This is a genomic window from Actinoplanes rectilineatus (assembly GCF_000962825.1).
Lineage (GTDB): Bacteria > Actinomycetota > Actinomycetes > Mycobacteriales > Micromonosporaceae > Actinoplanes > Actinoplanes rectilineatus.
The window spans coordinates 1-22,118 of record NZ_JZKF01000070.1; the positions used below are offsets into that span (position 1 = coordinate 1).

Annotated in this window: 25 protein-coding genes and 1 pseudogene; 1 reads left to right on the forward strand and 25 read right to left on the reverse strand. The window is 70.1% G+C overall.

Going from position 1 to position 22,118, the window contains the following annotated elements; all coding sequences use genetic code 11:
* The 9 genes and pseudogenes from WH85_RS34925 to WH85_RS34965 all read right to left on the reverse strand — a co-directional run.
* Positions 1–417, reverse strand: a pseudogene (locus WH85_RS34925) (peptidoglycan-binding protein); the annotation flags it as partial.
* A gap of 9 nt (positions 418–426) precedes the next feature.
* A complete protein-coding gene (locus WH85_RS34930; protein WP_045746381.1) occupies positions 427–864 on the reverse strand; it encodes a hypothetical protein in 438 nt (145 codons plus the stop codon).
* An 8-nt stretch (positions 865–872) separates the two neighbouring features.
* Complete coding sequence (locus tag WH85_RS34935) at positions 873–4,049, reverse strand: carbohydrate binding domain-containing protein (protein ID WP_045746382.1); 3,177 nt, start codon at positions 4,047–4,049, stop codon at positions 873–875.
* 2 nt (positions 4,050–4,051) lie between these two features.
* Positions 4,052–7,336 (reverse strand): phage tail tape measure protein, encoded by a 3,285-nt coding sequence (locus WH85_RS34940; RefSeq protein WP_157411394.1) that lies wholly within the window; start codon positions 7,334–7,336, stop codon positions 4,052–4,054.
* A 3-nt stretch (positions 7,337–7,339) separates the two neighbouring features.
* Complete coding sequence (locus tag WH85_RS50940; RefSeq protein WP_157411395.1) at positions 7,340–7,789, reverse strand: hypothetical protein; 450 nt, start codon at positions 7,787–7,789, stop codon at positions 7,340–7,342.
* A complete protein-coding gene (locus tag WH85_RS34950) occupies positions 7,708–8,319 on the reverse strand; it encodes a hypothetical protein (RefSeq protein ID WP_045746385.1) in 612 nt (203 codons plus the stop codon). The genes WH85_RS50940 and WH85_RS34950 overlap by 82 nt, the downstream gene beginning before the upstream one ends.
* Positions 8,320–8,428: 109 nt before the next feature.
* Positions 8,429–8,911: a phage tail tube protein gene (locus WH85_RS34955; RefSeq protein WP_045746386.1), complete on the reverse strand. Its 483-nt coding sequence runs from the start codon at positions 8,909–8,911 to the stop codon at positions 8,429–8,431.
* A gap of 6 nt (positions 8,912–8,917) precedes the next feature.
* Positions 8,918–9,331, reverse strand: coding sequence for a hypothetical protein (locus tag WH85_RS34960; RefSeq protein WP_045746387.1), 414 nt, complete (start codon positions 9,329–9,331; stop codon positions 8,918–8,920).
* Between the two features lie 13 nt (positions 9,332–9,344).
* Positions 9,345–9,569, reverse strand: coding sequence for a hypothetical protein (locus tag WH85_RS34965; protein ID WP_157411396.1), 225 nt, complete (start codon positions 9,567–9,569; stop codon positions 9,345–9,347).
* A gap of 190 nt (positions 9,570–9,759) precedes the next feature.
* On the opposite strand from WH85_RS34965, the gene WH85_RS34970 reads away from it, so the two are divergent.
* Entirely contained in the window at positions 9,760–9,963 is a 204-nt protein-coding gene (locus tag WH85_RS34970; protein WP_045746389.1) for a hypothetical protein, read from the forward strand.
* On the opposite strand, the gene WH85_RS34975 is transcribed toward WH85_RS34970, so the two are convergent.
* The 16 genes from WH85_RS34975 to WH85_RS50945 form a co-directional block, all read right to left on the reverse strand.
* Positions 9,936–10,352 carry a hypothetical protein gene (locus WH85_RS34975; RefSeq protein ID WP_045746390.1) on the reverse strand — a complete coding sequence of 139 codons (417 nt, stop codon included), beginning with the start codon at positions 10,350–10,352 and terminating at the stop codon, positions 9,936–9,938. The genes WH85_RS34970 and WH85_RS34975 overlap by 28 nt on opposite strands.
* Positions 10,349–10,738 (reverse strand): hypothetical protein, encoded by a 390-nt coding sequence (locus WH85_RS34980; RefSeq protein ID WP_045746391.1) that lies wholly within the window; start codon positions 10,736–10,738, stop codon positions 10,349–10,351. The genes WH85_RS34975 and WH85_RS34980 overlap by 4 nt, the downstream gene beginning before the upstream one ends.
* Positions 10,738–11,127, reverse strand: a complete 390-nt coding sequence (locus tag WH85_RS34985) for a DUF6093 family protein (RefSeq protein ID WP_157411397.1) — start codon at positions 11,125–11,127, stop codon at positions 10,738–10,740. The genes WH85_RS34980 and WH85_RS34985 overlap by 1 nt, the downstream gene beginning before the upstream one ends.
* Entirely contained in the window at positions 11,124–11,669 is a 546-nt protein-coding gene (locus tag WH85_RS34990) for a hypothetical protein (protein ID WP_045746393.1), read from the reverse strand. Before WH85_RS34990 ends, WH85_RS34985 begins: the two co-directional genes overlap by 4 nt.
* An 18-nt stretch (positions 11,670–11,687) precedes the next feature.
* Positions 11,688–12,053 (reverse strand): hypothetical protein, encoded by a 366-nt coding sequence (locus WH85_RS34995; protein WP_045746394.1) that lies wholly within the window; start codon positions 12,051–12,053, stop codon positions 11,688–11,690.
* Positions 12,054–12,075: 22 nt separating this feature from the next.
* Positions 12,076–13,032, reverse strand: a complete 957-nt coding sequence (locus WH85_RS35000) for a major capsid protein (RefSeq protein WP_045746395.1) — start codon at positions 13,030–13,032, stop codon at positions 12,076–12,078.
* 27 nt (positions 13,033–13,059) lie between these two features.
* Positions 13,060–13,749, reverse strand: coding sequence for a hypothetical protein (locus WH85_RS35005; protein ID WP_045746396.1), 690 nt, complete (start codon positions 13,747–13,749; stop codon positions 13,060–13,062).
* Between the two features lie 48 nt (positions 13,750–13,797).
* Positions 13,798–14,730, reverse strand: a complete 933-nt coding sequence (locus WH85_RS35010; protein WP_157411398.1) for a VG15 protein — start codon at positions 14,728–14,730, stop codon at positions 13,798–13,800.
* A gap of 3 nt (positions 14,731–14,733) precedes the next feature.
* On the reverse strand, positions 14,734–16,191 hold the full coding sequence (locus tag WH85_RS35015; RefSeq protein ID WP_045746397.1) for a phage portal protein: 1,458 nt from the start codon (positions 16,189–16,191) through the stop codon (positions 14,734–14,736).
* A 4-nt stretch (positions 16,192–16,195) separates the two neighbouring features.
* Positions 16,196–17,851: a hypothetical protein gene (locus WH85_RS35020; protein ID WP_045746398.1), complete on the reverse strand. Its 1,656-nt coding sequence runs from the start codon at positions 17,849–17,851 to the stop codon at positions 16,196–16,198.
* Positions 17,841–18,308 (reverse strand): hypothetical protein, encoded by a 468-nt coding sequence (locus WH85_RS35025; RefSeq protein WP_045746399.1) that lies wholly within the window; start codon positions 18,306–18,308, stop codon positions 17,841–17,843. The genes WH85_RS35020 and WH85_RS35025 overlap by 11 nt, the downstream gene beginning before the upstream one ends.
* A 708-nt stretch (positions 18,309–19,016) precedes the next feature.
* A complete protein-coding gene (locus WH85_RS47675) occupies positions 19,017–19,487 on the reverse strand; it encodes a DUF6221 family protein (protein WP_157411399.1) in 471 nt (156 codons plus the stop codon).
* Positions 19,488–19,492: 5 nt separating this feature from the next.
* Positions 19,493–19,771, reverse strand: coding sequence for a hypothetical protein (locus WH85_RS35040; RefSeq protein WP_045746401.1), 279 nt, complete (start codon positions 19,769–19,771; stop codon positions 19,493–19,495).
* 20 nt (positions 19,772–19,791) lie between these two features.
* Positions 19,792–20,790 (reverse strand): hypothetical protein, encoded by a 999-nt coding sequence (locus WH85_RS35045; RefSeq protein ID WP_045746402.1) that lies wholly within the window; start codon positions 20,788–20,790, stop codon positions 19,792–19,794.
* Positions 20,787–21,146, reverse strand: a complete 360-nt coding sequence (locus tag WH85_RS35050) for a helix-turn-helix transcriptional regulator (RefSeq protein WP_045746403.1) — start codon at positions 21,144–21,146, stop codon at positions 20,787–20,789. The genes WH85_RS35045 and WH85_RS35050 overlap by 4 nt, the downstream gene beginning before the upstream one ends.
* Positions 21,143–22,096: a hypothetical protein gene (locus WH85_RS50945; RefSeq protein ID WP_045746404.1), complete on the reverse strand. Its 954-nt coding sequence runs from the start codon at positions 22,094–22,096 to the stop codon at positions 21,143–21,145. The genes WH85_RS35050 and WH85_RS50945 overlap by 4 nt, the downstream gene beginning before the upstream one ends.
* Positions 22,097–22,118: the final 22 nt, after the last annotated feature.

Consider the following 22,118-nt stretch of genomic DNA (forward strand, 5'->3'; position numbering starts at 1 on the left):
GCGTGCGGTTTCGTACGACGAGGAGAAGTGCGCGTGCTCGGTGTGCGGGCTGGCCCCGTTGTACGAGCTCTGCCGCCAGGAGTTCGACGCCTCCCAGATCCGGCGGTTGAAGATGATGTACCGCAGCCGCTTCTCGGCACCGCTGCGACAGCGGCCGAGGATGTGCTGCACCACCTTCTCCATGGTCAGGTTCGACGTCCGCAGGTCGGCGGTGGCGTCGAACGCGTGCACCTCGTGTTTGGAGTCGGCGTCGCGGATCGGCACCCGGCCGACCTCGTCGTCGTTGTGGTCGGAGACAGAGGCCTGGTGGGCCTCGTCGCCGATGGTGCCGTCCGAGGCCTTGCTGCGGGCCGGCGCGATCAGGTCGAGCTCGGCCCGCAGCTGCACGAGACAGGGCACTAGAACCCAGCTGGCCATGGGGTTCTCCTATTCGGGGATCAGGTCGACGAGCAGCCAACCGGGACTGACCGCCGACGCGCGTTGCTGGCAGTTGCCGCCGCCTAGGTTGCGGATCACGGTGTAGACGAACGTCTTGTTACCGGTCGCGATCGCGACGTACTGGGCGTATAGCGGTGGCGCCGAGTAGCCGACCGTCGAGTTCGTCGCGGCGTAGACCTGCCCGGAGGCGATTTCGGTGCCGGTCAGCGAGTCCTCGCGGATCCGGCAAATGGCGCTGTCGCCAGCCGTGGTCGAGGAGATCCGGGCGAGGCCGGTAATCGCGTAGGCCCGGTTCGTTTCGAGATACGCGGTGACGGTCATCGTGACGACCTGGGCGGTGGTGATGTTGCCCGAGTCGGCCACCACAGACGTCGTCCCGACTCGGGTGGCGATGTCCGCCGCGGTGATGATGTCGCCAGCAGCCACAGGCCCTCCTACAGTGCGGTCCGGGCCGGATTGGCCAGGCGGATCTGGGCACCGCTGAGCTGCGGCTTGACGATGCCGTTGACGGCCCGGGTGACGTTCGCGGTCTGCGCAGTCGACCCGACCAGACCCATGTCGATGTCGTCGATCCATAGCTGGGCGCCGGTCGCCGGGGACCCGGTCAGCGATGGGCCGTGTCGGCCGGTCGCCGCGGTGGCCGGGGCGACGTGCACCGCGCTGATCGGTGTCCACACCCCGGGCGGAATGGGGACAGCAACCGACGTCGTGGTCAGGTAGGCGGAGGTCGTATACCAGTCGATGGCGACAACCACGCTGGTCACGGTGGGCGAGTAGGCCCACATCGTGACCCGGTAGCTGGATCCGGGCGTGACCGCGTACCCGGTGGTCGGCCGGACGTACGCCTGGGAGGGCGTGCCGACGACGGTGAGCAGCCCGGCGTAGAAGCCGTGAGCGGCCTGCGCTGACGACTGCACGAAGGTCGCCGCGGTGGGCGTCCAGCCGGTCACGCCGCCCTCAAAGGAACCATCGAGCGCTCCGGTGATTGACCCGGGTGTCGACATGCGGGTGACCGTCACTCGCTCGCCGGCCACCCGCCAGTCGTACGGCGTCGACCTGGTCGACCAGGTCTCGCGCGGGTTCGCGGTGGTGATCGTCCAGACGTCGGACCCTGCAATCTGGTCGGCGACCAGCGTGGTACTCGCCGAGTCGGCCCGGGTGCCTCCGTGGCCCATCACTCCGACGTCCCACGGCCGGGCCGGTGAGCATGCCAGCGTCACCCGCCAGGAGTCCGAGGTGATCTCCTGCGTCCAGCCCTCGACGATCAGCTCCGGGTCCTCGCCGATCGGGCCCTGCGACGGCACGCCGGTCAGCCGGATCCGCATGCCGTGCCGGCGGCCGAGCCACCGCGCGAGCAGCTCCGGACGGTCGGTCAGGTCGAGCGTGATCCGCGGCCAGCGGGACTCCGGCTGCGTGCCGAGGTGCACCCGCCAGGCCGCATGGTCGGGTAGGTGCCCGTCGTCGACGATATTGATCTGCGCCGAGTCCGGTCGCCGGCCGACTCGGGTGATGCTGGCGGCGTCCTGGGCGGTGGCCTCGCCGCCGCCGGTCCGGCTGACTGTCCACACGTTGCGCGTGCGCAGGTCGTCGTGGGTCGGCCGCGGCACGTCGCCGACGTCGCCGTCCGGCGCGATCCGGGCTGTCAGCCAGACGTCCTGGTTGTAACGGGATCGGCGGGGCCGGTAGACGATCCACCGGCTGTCCTCATACAGCACACCACCGTCGGCGGCCTCGCACTCGCGCAGCAGGTCAACCGCAGTCGCCGGGGCCTGGCGGCCCATCGGCTCGGTCGTGACGTCGCTGTAGCTGTAGATCGCCTCGTCCTCGACCCCGAGGTCCAGGCCCTGCTCGTCGGCCAGCCGATTGATCCGGACGCCGGCCAGCTCGCCAGCCCATCCGCTGCTGACCTGCCGGTAGGGACCGGCAAGCAACGAGGTGTCGCGGGACCCGATCCAGAGGTGCGAGGCCAGGCTGCCCGCCACCGGGGCGTGCGCGATGACCTGCCCCGCGCGGTCCACTCCACCGGCGAAGGATCCGGATGTGGAGTAGTACGAGCCGTACGGGTATCCCACCTGGTGCCAGATGAGCGTCCAGTTGACGTTGGCGCCCGCGTCCGTCGTCCGCAAGTTCAGCCCGAACCACCGTCCCGGCGTGATTGAGTACGGGACGACGGCCGAGGAAAAGACGCCCGCGCCGTCGGCATCGGTGCCCATCACGGAAAACCCGCTGGCACCGGCGAAGATCAGATACCGGGTGGCGGTACCCATGCAGCTGATCTCCATGATCGCCGTATTTGCAACCGGCATCGATGGCAGCTTGAAGTACGCGAGCGCCGACCAGCCAGTCTGCGGGATTCGCCAGGACAGCACCCGTCCGACGATCCGGCTGCTGCCCATCGTGTTGAGCACGGCAGCGGCCGACGCGCCCGGCGGGCAGTCGGTGGCGCCGAACGAGACGTCGACTGCTGTGGCGGCCAGGCCGCGCGGCAGTTCGGACGAGGCGCTGGTCGCGTCGGCGCCGTCCTCCAGCGGCCAATAGCCTTGGCGGGCCGAGACCGCGAGGACCGGATCGGTAGACGAGAGCAGCGAGCGCAGCGGTGACGCGAGTACCTGATCGCCCTGCGAGAGCATCCGCATCGGCCCGGAGATCTCGATCGGCGCCCACGACACCTGTGCCGTCTCGTCCCACTCGGTCGGCCACGCCGGGATGTACCCAGAGATCTCGACGGCCTCGACCTCGAGATCGTCGATGGTCAGGGGCACCCCGTCATTGGCGTTGGCGGCCAACCGCCAGAGGTGGACACCGACCGCCGACCCGGCGCAGACGGTCTCCCAGGTGTAGAGCTCCGACTCCAACGGCGGCGGCGACCCCTCCGGCCACGCTGTCCAGTACAGCGCCGGGCCGTCCCATCGGGCACGCACCCGGATGCGCTGGCCCGGGACGTACGGGATCGAGGTCCCGGCGGCGAGGCCCACGAGGATGCCGTCGCTGTAGCGAGAGATACCCAGCTCGACCTGGCCGGCCGGGGTGAGCTCAGCGCTGAACATCAGGTACTGCAGGGTGGTCATGCTGCGGCGGGCGATGACGCTGTACCGCAGCGGGGCGCCGGTGATCGGTACCGGCGGGGCCACGATCGTCATGACCGCACTCCCGTTGCGGGCATCTGCGCCGATGAGCACCGCGCCCGCGGACTGGTTGGCCGCGGCGAACCCCCGCTGACCGGTGCCACCCGACGCGCCCCAAGCACCCGCCGATCCCTCCAGAGACCATCGCTGGCCGAGCTCCGGCGTACCCCACCCGCCGGCCGCCGGGGTATCGAACGAGGCCCGGCCGGTCACCACGCCCCACCGCGCCGGACAGTTGATCGACAACCGTCCGTACCAGCGGCCGAGCGGGTTGTCCGGGCAGTAGTGCCCGCCCGCGTTGTCCACCGACAACTGAGCCGATCCGGCCTCGATCTGGCTGACCTCGTCGGCCCGGCCGCCGGTGGCGGTGATGTCGTTCTCGACGTGCCGGACGTCCTGCGACCGGTCCTCCCACGCCCAGTTCCTGCGTACCGAGAGATCGGCCCCGGGCGCGATGTAGAACCGCGCGCGATCACTGATGTCCACCGTCAGCTCCTCTTGGTGACGAGCTGGGTGACGGTGCCCCGGACCCCGGGCTTCACTCTCAGCGTGTTGATCAGCAGCTGCCCGAACAGGTCGACCGATGCGCCGGACAGGTCGATGGTCAGCCGGTGCTCGCCGACGCCCGCACTCGCCGAGCCGGTCAGGGGCGTCACTCTTTCCGGCCGGTAGCCCTCACCGAACGAGTAGCTGGTGCCGGACGCGCCGATGCCGTAGACCGGCTCCCGGATCACGCCGCCCTCGGCCATCGCGACGTGCAGGTGGTTACGGTGCAACGGCCACTGGGTGGGCATCGCGTTGTAGTGGCCGCGGGTGAGGCCGTAGTCCCGGTTCTTCGTCCGGTGGATCAGCTCCAGAACCTGGGACTGCCGGGACATGAAGAACTGCGCCAGGCGATCCTGGTTGTAGCCCATGAAATCGATCGCGCGCCCCGAACCGTGCCACTTCGGATCGCCGTGCCTGTACGCGTTGCCAAAGTCGTACGGAATGCCGGACGCCTTGACCAGTGACATGATCTTGCGCCAGACGCCGGAATCACCGCGCTGCGCCGACGGGCTGCTCGGCCAGTTCCCGAACTCGGGCGCGACCTTGGCCAGCGCCTCCGCCATTGACATGATCTTTGTGACCGAAGCATTTACGCGGAACGGCATCTGCAGCACGTGACCACCGCCGGCGTAACCCGGAAGCTGGCCGGTTGCGTTCATCTCGTCGAGCAGGCCCGGATGCGCCTGCTCAATCCGTTGGCGCGCCGATTTCTTGATCACGAACTCGTCGGCGTGCACGATGCCCGCCTCGTCCCACTCGCCGCCGGCGCCGGTCCAGCCGCCGTCGTGGTATCCGGCGTTCTTGCGGAACGCGGCGCGGGCCTCCGAGATCGTGATGCCCTTTTTTGCCGCCTGCTGCGCGACCAGCAAGGTTTCGAGCTCGCGGTACGCCTTGTCCTTGCCGGTGACCGTGACCTCGGTCTGGACCTTGCGGGCGAGGCCGTCGAGCTGCTTGTCGTAGCCCTTGATCCCCTCGCGCACGACGTTGAGACCTGGAGTCAAGATGCTGGTCGGCACCTGCTGCGGAATCCGCTTGTACGCGCCGATCAGCTCCTCGATCGACTTCTCCGTGAATCCGGCCTGGCGCATCGACTTGGCCAGCGCGTCGACGTCCTTGCCGTACTTGCGGTTCGCCTCGTCGAGGGTCATGCCCTCCTGAACGCGCGCCTCCCGAAGGTCCTCGATCGCGTCGAGCTGGTCGAGCACCGCGGTGCGGTTCTTGCGCCCCTCCTCGGACGACACCGACAGGGTGCGTGCGCCCTTGGTCAGCTCCTCGTTCAGGCTGGTCAGCGACTCTTCGTACTTGATCAGCGCCCTGTCCGCGCCGAGCTGCTCGTTGAACAGATCCTCGAATTCCTTGTGGAGAGCCGAGACCTGGTCCGCGGACATCTCTGCGGCTTCGCCCATCTCGGTCATCGAGTCGGACGTCTCGGTGCCCTGCGCTGCCGCCGCCTCCAGCGCGCCGGCGTATCCGGGCAGCACCTTCTTCAGCTCGTTCACGGATACGCCCTGCTCGGCCGCCCGCTTGGCCAGGGCATCGAAGACCTGAGCGGCCTCGGCTGCGTTGCCGCTCGCAACCAGCTGCTGCAACGACTGGTCGACAGCTTCGAGGCGCCGTCGGGAGTTCGCCAGGCTATCGTCCATCTCGCTGAGGCCCGGGATCAGCTCGATCGTGCCAGCCAGGCCGCGAGTGAAGCTGGACCACATCCCGGTGTCGGCAACACCCTTGAGAGCGCTGTCGAGTTTGCCCAGGTCGCCGCCCAGAATCCGGGCAGTCTCGCCGCTGACGTCCCCGGTCGAGGCGAATCGCTCCAGCCCGACACCCAGCGCCTCGATCTGCGGGTTCATGTCGTCGGCCATCGCGCTCACCGCGGCGCCCGCCACCTCCAGGGCGACGAAGCCGGCGGCGGCACGGCCCGCCCACCGCGAGGTCGTCTGCAGTGCGCCCGCGGCGCGTTCGCCGGCCGGGCCGGTCGCGCGGAGTTCGTCCAGCGCCTCGGCGTTCGCCCGGCGCATCTTGACCCATGCCGCGGCAGCGAGCAGCGCAACACCGGTTACGCCCGCCAGCACAGTAAGGCCGCCGGACGCGAAGCTGGGTAGTTGGCTGAACTGGTCGACGAGCGCCCCCGCCATCTGGACAAGAACCCGCAGGCCGCCGTTCGCTCCGCTGCCTGCCTGGATCGCCAGGGTTTCCACTGAGCCGGTCAGGCGCTCGACGTCGCCGGCCAGGTTGTCGGTCAGCTTGGCTGCGGTCTCGGCGGCGTACCCGGCGTCGTTCGTCTTGTCGATCCATGCCTGGATCCCGTCGGCGCCCTGCTCGTAGAGGATGCTCGCGCCGCGAACCGCGTCCGCCCCGAAGATCTGCGCGAGCGCGTTCGCCCTCAACTCGGGGGTGAGATCGCCCAGCTCGGTCCGAAGCTGGCCCGCGAGCGCGGACAGGCCGATGAACTCGCCGCTGGCGTCGTATGCCGAGATGCCCAGCGAGTCCATGAGCTTGCGCGTGACGTCGCTCGGAGCCTGCAACATCAACAGCATCTGCTTGAAGCTGGTGCCCGCATCCGAGCCCATCAGGCCGGCCGAAGCGAACGCAGCCAGGCCACCGACGGTCTCCTCGATCGACAGGCCGGTCTGCGACGCCACCAATCCGGCCTGGTTAAGGGCCATCCCCATGTCGTGGACGTTGCCTTGCGCCTTGCCAGCCGCGGCGGCGAGCAGGTCGGCGATGTGGGGGACGTCCTTACCGTCCAGCTTGAACTGCACCATGGCCGACGCGGCTGTCTCGCTGGCCTCAGCCACGTCAAGCTGGCCAGCCGCCGCTAGGTCGAGCGCGCCATCGAGCGCGCCGCCCAGGATGTCGGCGGTCTCGATACCCGCCTTGGACAGCTCGGTGATTCCGTCGGCCGCCTTGGTCGCCGAGTACTGCGTGTCGGCACCGGCTTCGAGGGCCGCCTGGCGCAGCCGTTCCAGGTCTTCCGCGCTGGCGTGCGTCGCCGCGCTGACGCCGCTCATGGACTTCTCGAAGTCCATGCTGAGCTTGACCGCGCCGCCGGCCGCGCCCGCAAGCACGAGGCCCAGCCCCGCTGCTTGGTCGGCGACCGAGTCCAGGCGGCCCGCCTTGGCCGCGCCGTCCATCTCGCCGGCAAACTTGCGGGCTTCGCCGCCAGCCTCGCGCATCCTCGCCTTGTAGGCGGCAATGTCTGCGGTGAGCCTGACTCCAACGGTGCGCACCGCTCACCTCCGGGTCAGCCGGGCACCCCACAGGTGTGCGCGGCGATGCGGGTAGTTGTCGTCGGTGTAGGTGCCGGCTTGGATTTCGGCCACCGCACGGGTGGCCTGGCAGACCTCCCAGACCGTGTCGATCTGGTACGTCCCCTCCGGCGCCGTACAGACCTCGCGGGGGCGACCACAGAGAGGGCACAGGCCAGCGCGGTAGACATCGAGGGCGAGTAGCTCGGCCCGGTCCTGCTCGGTGTAGAGCGGCTCCCGGGTGGTGACCGCCCGCACGATCCGGCCGGTGTCGTCGTGCTCGTACTCGGTGACCTCGACCGGCTCGCGGCCGTCCAGCCGTGACGGTGGCTGGCCGTGCCGGTCAGCGAGTTCTACTCGCGCGCGGTACTCGGGTTCGTCAGCGAGGCGGCGCGCGAGAAAGGGATCTTGATCTCGCCCCTGCTCAGGTACCACGCCGCGTCGGTGAAGTCGCCGTACTGCTTGTCGGTGAGAACATCGATCAGCTTCGGCCAGTCACCCTGGGGCGGCTTCGGCAGGTCGGCGCCCGCGTCCTGGGCCTCGATCAGTTCTTTGAAGTACGCCTCGATGTCGACACCCATGTCGGGGCTGATCGTCGAAACTCGCATCAGTGCCTCGAAGAACGTCGAGCGGTCGAGGCCCATCACCTGGTCGGCCTCGTCGACCTCGTCCTTCTCGTTGCGGCGCGGCGGGTGGGCGGCGACCAGGGCGCGGTACTGACGCCGGGTCGGAGCGCGCAGCCGGAACACCTCGGTTGCCTCGGCCATCTCGGCTTCGAGTGCCCGGATCCGCTCCCGCAGGGCGGCGCGGCCGTCGCCGCCGAGCCGTTGCACGGGCTGCTTCTGCAGCTGCTCCAGCTCGGCGTCCGCAATCTCGTGTTCGGCGACCAGGTCACCGCGCAGGCAGATCGAGATGGTGCGCTCGGGCAGCCGGGCCGCGTCGAGCTTCTCCTGAATCGTGGTCATGATCTCTCCACCCCGAACCCCGATGGGGCGCCCGGCCAGCGTCGGGGTGCGCCAGCCGGGCACGAAAAACGCCACCCCGGATCGGGATGGCGGATGATGGTGCGCGCGGTCAGGCTGCGACGAGCGCGTTCAGGTTCGGCTGGCTGTGCACGAACAGCGGGGACTCCCAGCGCTCCAACGTGTTGGGTTCCGGATCGAGTTCGATCCTCTCCCCGCACGTTGCCGGGTACACCCGGATGCGCTGCGTCGCGGCCCAGGCCGTCTCGGCGGCCAGCGAGCGGCGCACCACGACGAAACCGACGGTGCCGTAGGCGAGCGTGTTCCAGATCGTGTCGACGCCGTCCTGCCGATAGAACTGCAGCTTGGGGTCGCTGTACGACACGCGGCCCGGCTTGTTCGTGTCGAACCGGCTGGAGAACTTACCGGTGGCCACGGCCGCGGTGGCCGGCTGGAACGAAGCCAGACCGGTCGGCGTCATGGTGTCGTGCAGCAGGATGCCGACAGACAGCTCGGCGAGCGTCACGGAACCGATGTTGGCGATGTTCGCGAGCCAGGCGACCCGGGTCATGCCATCGCTGATGATGTCGGCCATGGCCGGTTACTCCTTGGTCCTCGCGCCGCTGGCGGCGGCCTTGGTGGTCGTGGTGGTCGCGGTCTTCGCCGGGGCCAGCTCCGGGCCCGGGCCTGGCGGACCCGGCTCGGTCAGCGGCGGGTCGACCAGCACGGGATCGTTGGCCGGGTCGAGCGGTTCCGGCGGCGGCCCGGCAGCCCAACCGAGGCCGGACCAGGCACCGTCGAGCGCCTCGTACGGGATGCAGCCGGTCTGCTGCGTCTCCGCGTGCACTATGCAGATCTGGGCGGCCGGCGGCGGCTCGTCGGCCACGGCCCAACCGCGGACCTCGGTCCACAGGTCGCGTTCCGCCTCGGTGGCGACCAGGGCGTAGACCCCGGTGATCGAGCGGATCCAGTAGCCGACCGGGCCGGGCTGCGGCTCAGGGGTGGGTTCGGTCATTTCTCGGGCCTCCTCAGGCGCGGGTGAGTTCGTACGTGACACCGGCCTGCGAACTGAAGGTCACCGTTGCGACGCCGGTGCTGGCGCTGATTGCTGACCGCGGAATCAGCCACACTCGGGTGCCGGTCGCCGGCATCACCTGCGGCGTGACCGTGCCGGGGTTGCTCAGCGGCGTCGCACCGGGATCAAGCACGCTTACGCTGGTCGCGGTGCCAGTGGTGATCACGCGGATGAGCACGCCGGCCCCACCGAAGCTGGACTCGGGGATCTGGTCCGAGGCGGCTGGGGTGAGCGGGACAGGCGCAGCCGCGATCTGAGTCGGCGTCTGCGCGGACTGGAGCGTCATGACGCACCTCTCCGTTCGATGTGGATGATCCGCCGAACGGCGGACAGTGATCACGCGCGCGCAGGCCGTACAGTGGCGAGCCATGACATCGACGAGCGCGAAACCGCGCGGCGCCTGGCTGACGAACTACTACCTGCGCGGCGTGATCACGCTCGTGGTGGCGTTCATTGCCATCGCCGCAGGCGCCCAGATCCTGGCGTTCTGGGCGGCCGTCGCAACGTGGTTCGGACTCTGGCTCGCCGCGCGGGCCTGGGAGGGTTACGCCGGCACCGACGACCAGCCGTAGACGTCGACCGCGTCGTGGTACGCCGCACCGGTCTGCTCCTCGGTGCTCGACTGCGAGCCCTCCAGCCAGCGAATCGGCAGGCAGATCCGGCCGTCCACCGTCGGGATCGCGTCGAGAAGGGCGGCGGCCACCTGGTCCTGGACCAGTCGGGCCGCGGCGGCGGTTGCGCCGACACAGTGGCAGTAGAGCCGCATCTCGATCGCCCGGCTCTCGCCGGTGAACCGGAGCAGGCCGGGGGCGACCAGGCCGGTCGGCCGTTGAACGAACGTGTAGACCAGGACGTACGGCGGGACGGCCTTCGGTGGCACCCTGCCGTCGTGAACCGGGACCGACACCGTCGGCGGTGCCAGCAGGACCAGACCCGCGGCCGCGTGGTCGGCCGCGGTCACCGCCGGTCCTGCTCGATCAGCTCGGCGCCGAGGTCGACCAGCGCGCGCGCGAACCGGGGAGCCTCGGCTTCGCCAGCCGGGCCCATGTGCGGCTTCGGCGGGTTGTTGATAGATCCGTGCTCGATCAGATTGCCCAGCGCGCCCTGGCGCCGCTCCTTGTCCGGGCCGACCTCGCCGGTCGCGCCCGTCGGCGTCTGTGCCGTCTCGTACGTGATCGACCGCGGGTAGTGCGGGGCGTGTGCAAGACCCTCGACCCGGCGCCGGGCGTCGGTCTTGATGTTCAGGCAGCCCTTGGCGACGACCTGACGGACGTCGGCCGGGGCGGCGTCGGCGATCCGGATCAGGTGCTCGGCGAGGCCGCGGACCTCGGAGGTGTCGGCCGACATCAGTCCGTCCTCTCGGTCGCACCGATCCGGCGGGCTGTCTTGTCGGTGCCGTGCGCCAGGTCGCGGACCAGCAGTACCCGGCCGATGAGGTCGGGATCGCGGGAGGCGGTGATCAGCACCTGATCGCTCGGTTCGACGCCGGTCACCGCGATCGGCATCTGCAGCTCCAGGCGCACCAGCAGTTGGTGATCCTCGCCGACGTCGTGCTGACCGGCCTGCGTGTCGGGCTGCTGCAGGCGGCACTTCCCGCTGTAGATCACGTCCCAGACCGGCGAGGTGGTGGCGTCCGGGTTGGTCACCACGCCGGTCTGGCGGCGGATGGTGCAGGTGTCGACCATGCCGGCCTCGGCGGCGCGGCGGCCGCGGGCCAGCACTCGTTCGCGGCTCACAGGTAGGTCCGCATCGCGAGTGCTGCGGCGCCGCCGCCGTACGCGGCGAGTGTGCGGGCGGCCTCTGCGGACAGGCCGCCGCCGTCGGCGTACTGAACGCGGTAGTCGTCGATCGATTCCATGACCACCCGTCCGTCGTACGTGTCGGCGGCCATCTCGAGCACCAGGCCCTTGATGTCGTCGGGGATGGCGGTCAGGCCGTACTCGACGGTGATCTCCACGGTCTCCGGGCCCCAGACCGTCCGCCAGCCGCGGGCGCGCCAGAGCGCGCCGGTCGCGGTGAGGCGGAAGTCCGTGTAGGCGCGGCCGCCGATGCTGACCGCGGTGATCTGCCGGACCGGCCGGACCGGCAGCGCCAGCTCCAGTGCGGCCGAGCCGGGCAGTCGGAGCGTGGCGGTCCGGGTGGTGAAGGCCATGCCGGTCATCGACTCGACGGCGGCGCTGGCGCTGGCCAGCTTCCGGTCCGCCTTGCCCTGGTCCAGGTCGGCCAGGTCGATGCCGAGTTCGGAGGCCAGCTCGGCCGCCGTTGCCAGCTGCACCATGGCGGCCTCCTTCCTCGGTCAGACGAGTTCGGTGTCGCCGGTCTCGAGGTTGTGGCGGACCCGGACGGTCGAGCCGTCCGGTCGGGTCGCGTCGTACTCCTCGATCCGGTCCTCGCGGTCGTCGTCTTCGCCGCCGGTGGCCTTGCTGATCGCGACGCCGGCGAGCTGGCGGTCGGGGTCGACCGGGACGGCCGCGTTGACGGTCAGGTGGCCGGCCGCCGCGGCGGTGGTCTTGTCCGGCTCGACAGTCGAGGCGCGCTCGGTCGGGTCGGTGGTATCGGCCGGGCCGTCGCCGGGTGCGGTGGTCGACGGGGCGTCGGTGTGCTCGTCGAGCCGGGTCTGCTCCGGGTTGGTCCCGGCGGTCTTGCTGCGGCTGGTCGCCATGGTGATCAGATCCTTTCCGGAATCAGGAGGCGAGGACGCCGGTCAGGCGGGCCGCGCCGCGGCCGCCGAACGTCGCCAGGCCGCAGTAGAACTCGATGCGAGTCCGGTAGGCCGGCTGCGACTGGAGCTGGCCGAGGTCGTCGACCATGACGCCACCGTTGGTGAGGCCGGTGACGGCCTGCTCGGTCTCGTCGTCGCCGAACTTCACGGCATAGATCGAGGAGGCGACCGAGCTGGAACCCTGGACCTCGGTTTGCGGCAGGATCAGGCCGCCGGCCAGGTTGCTACCGGGGTCGAGAAACGGGATGCCGTTCCACGTCAAGATCCGCTTTCCGGTCAGGTCCTCGCGAATCATCTCAACGCCGCCGATGCGCCGGCCCGCCGAACGGAACTTGCCCTGCACGGCGGCGTTGGCGTAGATCGCGCCGTTGGAGCCGTTGATGCCGGGCACCGCTGCGATTAGCTCGTCGAGTTTGTCAGCGAACGCATGGCTGTCGGTGCCGCCGTTGCCGAGGACCGGAATGCCGTTGGTGCCGGCCGAGATGACCTGGGCGCCCGTCAGGCGCTTCTTGAGGCCGTCGAAGCCTTTGGTGTCGACGGTGACGTCGCCGTTGAAAAAGTGGTCCTGGAACTTGTAGGACGCGGCCTTGACCTTGAGCCGGGTCTGGACGGCGCGCTGGTCGTTGAGGTTGCCGCGGGTCTGGACGATGAACCGGTCGACGTCCGCGTCACCACCAAAAATAACCAGGGATTCGGTCGCCTGCACGACGGTGCCGGTGGACTCGACGTACGCCTCGTTGACGCTGCGGAAGGCCACGCCCGGGAGCGTCGCCTCCTTGTTGTAGGCGTACGCGTTGCCCTCGATGGACATGAGCGGGAGCCGGTCCAGGACCGGAGACTCCTGCACGAAAACCTCGAGGACGCCCCGCTGCAGATCGTTCTCGGAGAGCAGGGCGGCCTGAGCGAGGGTGACAGCCATGGTGGCTTTCTCCTGTTCAGAGTGGGATTACTTGTTGGTCTGGGCGTAGGCGTCGCGGAGCCGGCCGAGCCCGGGGGTGGACTCCTTGGTGGAGCCGCCCCGGTGGCCGCCGTCGCCGCCGCCCTGGAACCGCCTGCCGCCTTGCGCAGCCAGGTGGGGCTTCTTGGTGAGCAGCTCGGTCAGCGCCGCGGTGATCGCGTCGGCGTCGACCTCGCCCTCGTCGTCGACCTCGAACTCGTCGAGGTCCAGGAACGCGATCGCGTCGGCCGGGTCGGCGAACTTCCCGGCGGCGGCGGCCTTGACCTCCGCGCGCACGATGCGCCGGTTCGCCGCGGCGGTGGCCTCGGTGGCCGCCTCACGCCGGATCTTGTCGGCGTCGGCCTGCTGGTGGTCGTCTTTCTTGCCCGACAGCTTGGCGAGCAGCTCCTCCGGGGTGCTGACGCCGTGCTCGCGGGCGAGCGTCTTCCAGGGCTTCGCGGCGTCGCGTTCGCGTTGCCACTTGCCCTTCATCGCGTCGAGCGCCTTCTTGCCGGCGTCGCCGAGCTGGTCGGCGTCGTCGTCTCCGCCACCGTCCCCGTCGTCGCCCGAGCCGTCGTCGCCCTCGCCGGAACCGCCCTTGACGGGCCAGATCGGGGCGCCGTTGCGGCGGAAGCCGATCGCCTGCAGGCGGGTGAACGGGTGGACGGGAAGGCCGGGGTCGGCCAGGCGGATGTTCATGCGTGCACTCCCGTTGCGGGTGGTCCCCGGGCCTTGCGCGCGGGGAGGTCAGCGGATGTAGCCGTGCAGCCGCAGCAGCCGGATCGCGTCGTCGCGGTCCCGCGCATCGCGCAGGATCTGTTCCGGCATGAGCCGCACGCGGGTGTTGCCGATCAGCACGCCGGACCGGCCCCGACTTGTGGCGCCCTCGGTGGTGATCAGCGCCTGCTGGCCGAACACGGTGGTCTGCATGCCGCGGCGGGCGTTGACCACCTGCGCGAGGTCGGCGCCGGACCGGACCGCTTCCGCGCCGGCGGCGCCCAGCAGCTCGTCCTGCTCGGCCTTGTCGAGGCTGTCGAAGTGCGCGCGTGGGTCGGTGCGCACGTCGCCGGGTACGTCCTCGGCGACCGGCACGTGTCGGCAGTCGCAGCGCGGGTGCCGCCGGAAGCCCTGGTTCCACCGGTAGCGGCGGCCGGCCAGGATCAGGCACCGCGAGCAGGTCCTGCCGACGATCATCCGCACGTAGCCGGTCGCCTGCGGGCGGGCCGCAATCGATGTGCCGACCGCGGTGCGTCCGGCGTCGGCCACCTGGGTCCGGGTGATCAGGTCGAGCAGGAACCGGCCCGAGGCGAGCGCCCGGGGCGCGGTCTGGCCGCCCTGGATCTGGCGCAGCGCGGTGGTCACCGGCTGCAGCAGCAGGGAGGCGAGGGGCCGTCCGTCCGAGGCGATCCCGGCGAACGCGCCGGCGGCGATCCGGCCCTGGGCCGTTTGAGCGGCGCCCTGCGCGGTGAGTGCCGCGCTGACGTAGTCGTCGGCGGCCGCCGCTGCTGTGCCCTGGGCGGTGCCGAGCAGCACCAGCGCCTGAGGCAGCAGCCGTCCCCAGCTCGCCGCGATGTTCAGCGGGTCGACCAGGCGCCACAAGGCGCCGAGGTCTCGGGAGGCCCGTCGGGCCAGGGCAACCTGGCGGTCGGCGTGCAGCGCGGCGATCGGTTCGACCGCCACCGTCTACTCCTCGCTGCCCGGGTCGCCGCCCGCCGGGTCGTCCGGCAGGCCGCGGCCGGCGGCGAGGGTCAGCGCTCCGATCGGGTCTTCGGCCTGCTCGCGCTTGCGCATCGCGAGTACCCGGGTGACGTCGTCGGGGCCGAGGCCCCATTGCTCGGCGATCCACTCGAAGGGGAAACCGATCTCCTTCAACTTCTGAAACGCGTCGGCCTTCTGCGCCAGCGACCGGAACTGGATGTCCTTCCAGCGGACCGTGCCGGACCGGCAGGCGTCCGCCTTGGTCCGGTCGCCCTGGGCCAGTGCGATCAGCCGGTTCAGCTGGCGCATCGACGGCGTGAAGTAGGTGACCCGCTCGCCGGCCTTGGCGACCTGGCCGGTCTCGGCCGCGGTCAGCGCGTCCGCGCTCAGGTTGGCCATCTTGCCGACCAGGTAGTGCGGCGGGGTGCGGGTCTGCGCGCTGACGTGGTTGACGGCCCGGTCGAGGGTGACGTCGAAGGCCTGCAGATTCGCCGCAGACCACTCGGAGGCCTTGGCGTCCTTCGACGGGATCCACAGCACCCGTTCGTGGGCCAGCAGGTTCAGATCCAGCGGCCGGGAGCCGATCACCTTGCCCTGCTCGTCGAGGATCGGCACCTTCGGCATGTCGGCGCCGGTCACTACCCGCTGCGGCAACGTGGCGTAGTCCAGGCCGTTGAGCAGGTACGCCCACACGAGGTTGATCGCGGCCTGCATCGCGGCCACCCCGGCGATGTCCGAGATCGGCTTGTCGTCGAGGAGATCCTGGTTGCGGAACTCGACGACCGGGACCTCACCCATCGGGTTCGGCAGCGGCCAGACGTCGTCGCCGGCAGGCTGGCGCGGCTCCCACCCGCCGGAATACGCCGAGCGGGGTGGCAGCCAGATCGCCGCGGTGTCCGAGGTCGATCGCCGCTGGAATTTCCACACCAGGTCGCGCTGGTAGAGCGTCGCGTACTCGATGCCGTCGCCCGACCAGAATTTCAGCGCGGCGACCGCCTCGCCGGTGTCCGGGTCGTAGCCGACGACGCAGTTCTCCGGGTGCTCCCAGGTGACCCGCGGTGTTGTCTCGTCGGCCGTGTTGCCCCAGACCAGGGCGAAGGTGCGGGAGGCGGCCAGGCCGACCACCCATGCCTTCGACGAGGCGGCCTCGCAGCCGTTGACCTTCCACACCCGCGACAGGTCCTCATCGGCCCGGCGCGCCCCGCCCAGCTCGATGCCGAGCACGTTCATGCGCTCGGTCGTCGCCTGAATCACTGGGTTGCACCAGTTGTCGGAGAACCCCTCGAACCGCTCCGCGAAGTAGGCGGAGAACTCCGGCGACGCGAACCGCAGCTTGTGCTTGCCGCGGTACGCGTCCAGGTTCGCGGTGATGTCCGGGCGCCGCTTGTTGAGCTCCGCGGACAGCGTGCTCACCTGCGCGAGTGCCTCGTCGACCGGGGCCACCAGCTCACCTCCGGCCGTAGCGCGTCGTCGACGCGGTGTAGATCAGGTCATCGGCCGGGCTCGGCCAGGCCTTCGCGGCGGTGACGTCGCCGGCGGCCTCGTGGGCGAGCACCGAGCACATGGCCAGGTCGATCTTCTGGGTCTGGCTGGGCTTGCCGAGGATGTACCGCTTCCCGGGCCGGGCCAGCTTCCGGGCGTTCTTGACGTGTGTGAACGTGTGCCCGCAGCCGTCGTGCGTGAACGTGGCGTCGGCCTTGGTGACGTCCTTGTGCAGCCGCTCGTTCGCCGAGTGGACCTGCGTCAGCCGGTAGGTCTCCCAGCGGATGACGACCTTCTCGCCGTGCTCGGCAGCCCATGCGTCGATCTCGCTCTTCCAGTCCGGCGGGTCCGCGTACATCCGGACCACCGTGTACCGGGCGAACAGCTCGTCGACGGCCGCGGCGACCTCGAGACGGGGCACCTGGCCACGGTGCTCGGCCGGATTCCAGATGGTCGGCAGCTGGTCGGGCCCGTACGTCGGGGTGAACTGGAAGCCGTCCTCGGTCTCGGCCCGGATCCCGGTCCAGTCGTCGACGTCGGAACCGTCGAACCCGAGGACCACCGCCGTGCCGGCCGGGACGAGCCGCGGCACGGTGACCGCACGGGCCTGCCACTTGTCGCCGTCCAGCCAGGTGCCCTGGCCGTAGACCATCCGGTTGCCGTAGTACCGCTCGGCCTGCTCTGGATCCTTCTCCGCGAGCTCGGCCGCCTCAGCGTCGATGCTGTCAAGGTTCACGTGCGGGAACCCCGCGTAGTTGAACGCGTGGATCCTCCGCCGCTCTCGCTTATTGCGGTAAGACAGGTTCGCCGGCGGCGGCTCGTACGACCGGAACACGTCCTCCGCCGCAGACTCGAACGTCCGCTGAGCCACCGAATCCTCGGCCGGGTCGAAGGGGTTCGTCGTCTCCATCGACCGGCCGCCCATGCCAGCGGCACCGCGGCGCTGAGTCTCGGCGACCTTCCGCAGCTTGTTGCTGTCGTTGTAGAGACCCGTCTCGTCCTGCGCTGCGAACGTGACCGGGTTCCCGAGCTTCGACAGTGCACCGGTCGTGACCGTGTCGATCTCGCCCTCAAGACCGATCCGGACCATGTCCTCGCCGACGCGCATCAGGTCGCTGAGCGGCCCGAGCCGAATCATCGCCTTGATGTGCCGATAGATGTTGTCCGTCTGGTCCTCGGACGTCGCCGTGATCTGGATCAGCGGCGTCGGCCAGCGCATGCCCTTCGGCTCGCCCGGCTCGTAGTGGTACACCCACCCGCAGCCGCAGCCGTTGTCCTCGCACCGGTAGACGTCGCCCACTTCGGCCCACCCAGCGAACAGCACCGGGCCGCCGCCCTCGGCCAGGCAGATACCTGCCGTCCATGGCCCCTTGCCGATCTTCTGCGGCCCGATGATCTGGGATCGGCGGTAGTGGAACGCCGGGCCGAGGATCGGGTTCTCTGGTACCCACAGCGCCGTCGGCTTGACCCGGTAGTGGTTGACCGTCCACCAGAGCTGCTTCTCGTACAGCCGCATCGGCCCGCCGCGGCCGAACCGGTCGGGCTGCGGGCAGTGCCGTTCGATCCAGTCGGGAACGATCCACAGTGTCAGGAAGTCGACGACGTACCGGTCAGGCTCCATCGTTCGGCACGGCACGCAGCATGCGGCCGCGCGCCGAGCTGGTGGGCGCGGCTGGCGCCCCGTCGGTGCCGGTCGGTGCCTGCGGCGGTGCGGGCTGCATGCTCTGTTGCGAGCCGATCTGCCACCGGTTGCGGCGCATGCCGGGGATGCTCAACCCGAGAGCCTCCTCCAGCCGGATCACGTGGTTGCCGAGCGCCGCGGTCGCGTCGGGGTCTTCGAGGGCGACCAGGCGGCGCACGTACATGGCGACCTGAACATGCTGGCCGAGCACCTCCCAGCGGGTGGCCTGTGGCGTCTTCCAGAGGCGCACCCAGTGGTGACTCTCCCGGTTCGACGCTGGCGTAAGCGGCCAGTCCGGCGCCGGGCCGGGACGGCCAGTGAGAGGCAGGACGTGCCAGCCCTCGTCGGAGTTTCGGTCCCGGCGCAGAGCCTCGGGATCCGGGGGTGGTCCGGGCATTGCGATCTCCTCGGCCGCCTTGCGCGGCGTCGGTGGCCGTCACCTTGCGTGACGAACCGAAGTTCTTCAACCTGGCCGACCGGAGAGAGCCCTCCCCGGCGGTCCGGCGGCTCTGGCGCCTTGGGGGTCACCCCCCACCCCTCGTCACGTGCCGTGACGGTGGCGGGGAAGGCGCGAGGGGCGGATCTGGTGCTCGTCCATTTACCCGTGCGACCGGCCGGTCCGCCCGGCCCCTCGCGCCTCGTCTCGTCTCCAACCGCGGTTGCATCCTCGGTGTTCGAGCTGGTCGGCCACCGCGGTCGGGTCATCACGCAGGTCCATGCTGTGGCCGGCGTCGAGCTGGTCGGGATCCCACATCGGTGTGCCGCACTTGGGGCACCGAGCACCGGGGATGAACCGGGCGATCAGCCGCGCCCGTACCGCCTCGTGCTCAGGCCCGTACCCGCGCTGCTGCCTGCTGCCTCGCGCCTTCTCGCGCTCGGTGGCGCACGGCCCGCAGTGCCGGGATCCGACGAGTTCGGGACAGCTGCCGGGGTGCGCCGCGCATCCCACGCAGGCGCACACCCGGACAGCCACCGCACCCCCCCGGAAACGACGAAAGCCCCCGCCGAAGCGAGGGCCTTGATCGTGGTCTGAACCGACGCGCTTCCCGTTTCCGGGCAGCGTTCGTCAGCAACGGCCAGAGCATTGCACCCTTGACGGCGACCGTCAAGCAGCGGGTGCGGGACGCCACTCCTCGCGGTAGTCCGGGTGGCCGGCGTACGGCAGGAGCAGCAGCGGCAGGAGCAGCGCACGCGGGTCCGGTCCGGTCGGACGCGCGTTCCAGGCGCCGGGCCGGCCGTGCTGGTCGACCCGCTCTACCCGGCTGGTGGACCGCTTGAGGGTGCTAATGGCGTCCAGCAAATGCCGCTTGGCCTCGACCTCGGCCAGCACACGGGCTGGATTCCAGAGGGCGATGTGCTGGGCGTTCTCTCTGAATCGAGTCTTGTTAGCGACCTGGCCAGCGATGACACAGGTACCGATGGTGTCGATTCCTGGATGGTCGGTCTCCTGGACGTAGACCCGTGAATCCTTCCCGCCGAAGCTGGGACCGACCTCCCATGGCCCCGGATCGGATGCTTGCGCCACCCGCTCGTCCTCGTCGAGTCGGGCGCGCAGGAACGCGATCAGGTCGTCCATGGTGGTCACCTTCCGCACGTCGGGCACTTGGGCCACAGCCACTCGGCCACGTCGGCTGACGGTTCGACCAGCACCCGCACGGTGAGGACCTGCGTTAGCACACGGTTCGGGTTGGCGGGGTCGAGCTGCCACGCGCCGGTCAGTGGGCTGGTCACCGCTCGCCGGATCGTAAGCTGCCCATCATCTCCGATGCTGGCACCGGGGTCGGACGGCACCTGATCGGGGTCGATGCCGTTGGCCTTCAGCCAGGTGCACACCTCGCCCCGGAAATCCTCGTCGGACATCGGGTCTCTCGCCATGCGCGTCACACTCCCATCTCGGCGGTCTGCGCCGCTCGTCTCGCTTCGGCCGCCGCACGCTGCTGGGCGACCTGCTCGGCCAGCTCCAGGACGTCGGCCACGACGTGCAGCCGCGGCCCGCGCACCCGGATCTCGGCCTCGATCTCCGCCTCCCGGGCGGCGCGCTGCTCGTCATTCAGGCCCTTCGCGACGGCGGGATCGATCCAGAGCTGCATCTCCTCGCCGTCCCACCACCAGGACCGCAGCCGGCCGCGGCGGGCCCAGCTCCGGATGGTGTCGGCGGAGATGCCGTGAGCAGCGGCGATGTGCTGGGCCTGGTAGGCCTTGCCGTGGGTCAGCTTGGCCATCTCAGCCTGCCGCTCGCCCTGGTCGTACGCCTCGCCACAGGTCCGGCACCAGCCGAGACGACCGCCGTCGGGCCCGTAGACGTCGCCCTCGCACGGATCGCTGCACATCGCGGCCTCGACCAGGTGCGCTCCGGGCGGCGCGCTGAGCTGGGACCGCTCGATGATGCGAACGGCCCCGCATGGCCCGAGGTACCGCTGTGCGGCTGGCCCGCGGGCGATTCCCCGGACGATGCGGTGCGCGGCGTCCACGTCGGCCACAAGATCGTTGATCTCAGGGCGGTGTCTAGCCCACTCCAGATTGCGGCTCAGCGCCAGACAGGCCCTCCCGAGGGGGTCGGGGTGCAAACGGGGGTTCAACGCCTCAGCAACGACGTGAGGGCCGCGCGTCTCGCCGATGTGCCGCAGCCAGGTCGTGATCTCGTTCTGCACCCCGTCAAGCTTGGCGGTCGCGGTGAAGTCCAGCGGTGGCCGCGAGCCGGGCTTGCCCCCGCCACCGACCGAGCCGCCGTGCTGGGCGACGCCGTGGGCCTCGTCCCGGGCCGCGGTGACCATGTCGGCGATCTCGCGCAGCAGCTCGGCCCGCCGGGTCGCGCACCGGTGGCAGCCGTACCCATCCGCGGTGGGCTGCTCGCAGATTACGCAGATCAGGTCGCTCACGCGCGCCGCCCCAGGGCCGCGGCGATCCCGTCGTACAGCGCGTTCCAGGCGCCGCCGAGCTGCGACCTGGCCCGCCAGTCCCGGCGCTCCTCGACCACCGCGGCTGCCCGGCGGCAGTGCTCGCAGCAACCCTGATCGGCGTCGCGCCGGGGTACGAGCACCAAGTCGAACCCGAAAAGTTCGCCGAGATCGGCGAGGGCCTCGATGCTGAATCCGCTTCGGCCGGCTTCGCGGGTGTGGACCGTGTTCTGGGAGATCCTCAGCCGTTCGGCGAGTTGAGCCGGGGTGAGGCCGGAGGCGGTGCGCAGGGCGCGGTGAACGAGCTGGGCGTCGAGCTTGGTGCGGATGCGGATCACGAGACCCTCCGGGGCTGGAACTGGATGACGTCGGCGAGGGGCGTATGGGGCGCCGGGGCGGAGGGCGGTCCGGCAGTAGCCCGATCGGCGGCGACGCGGCAGAGGGCGCAGGCGAGCTTGCCGTCACGGCGGTGGCCGCCGGGCAAGCCGTGATCGCATCGCTGGGGACGAGTCGGAAAATCGGGGTTCGTCGCGGGGCCGGTCACGCGCGAATCGGTGACGGCCGTACGAACCTCGTCTGCCGGTTGGTGGGTCGTAGTTGTGTCTAGGTCATGGTGGGTAAGTGGTGCCTGAGGGATCAGCGATCGGGTCCCTGAGGGATCAGCGATCGGGGTTTTCGTGGTCCCTGAGGGATCAGCGATCGCTACCCCCTCGGGGCCTTGTGCTGATCCCTCAGGGATCAGCGAACCGGTGTCCTCGTCCTCGATCGCTGATCCCTCAGGGACTAGCGATCCGGTGTCGTTCGCTGATCCCTCAGGGACCTTTGATTCGCCACCGCCCGGCCCCTCGGGACCCTTCGGCGTGCCCCGGTGGGACCCGCTGACGCGCTCGATTTCGAGGCGCTGGCGGGACGGGGACCACACCTCCAGGTCGTCGCGGTCGAGCAGGTCGACGGGCAGCGTGAGCCGGAATTCGTCAACGCCCTTGCGGCCGCCGGCGCGGACGAGGCGGAGCAGGCCGAGCTTGCGGAGCAGGGCGATGACGCGGCGGGCGGTGTGGTAGTCGACCTCGACATCGACGGCGACCCGGGCGATGCCGGGGCGTACCCGGGTGCCGTCGCTGTCGGCGTAGTTGGCCAGCCGGTAGGCGACGGCCTTGATACGCGCTCCGGCAAGGCTTTTACCAGCGACTTTGACCGTGCCGAAGCGTATGCGCGCCAGCAGCTCCGTCCACTCTCGGACGGTGGCGTGCATCTGCTCGACGGTGTCGCCGGCGTTGTGCTGGGCCATGGTCGTGTGACCCTTTCTCGGG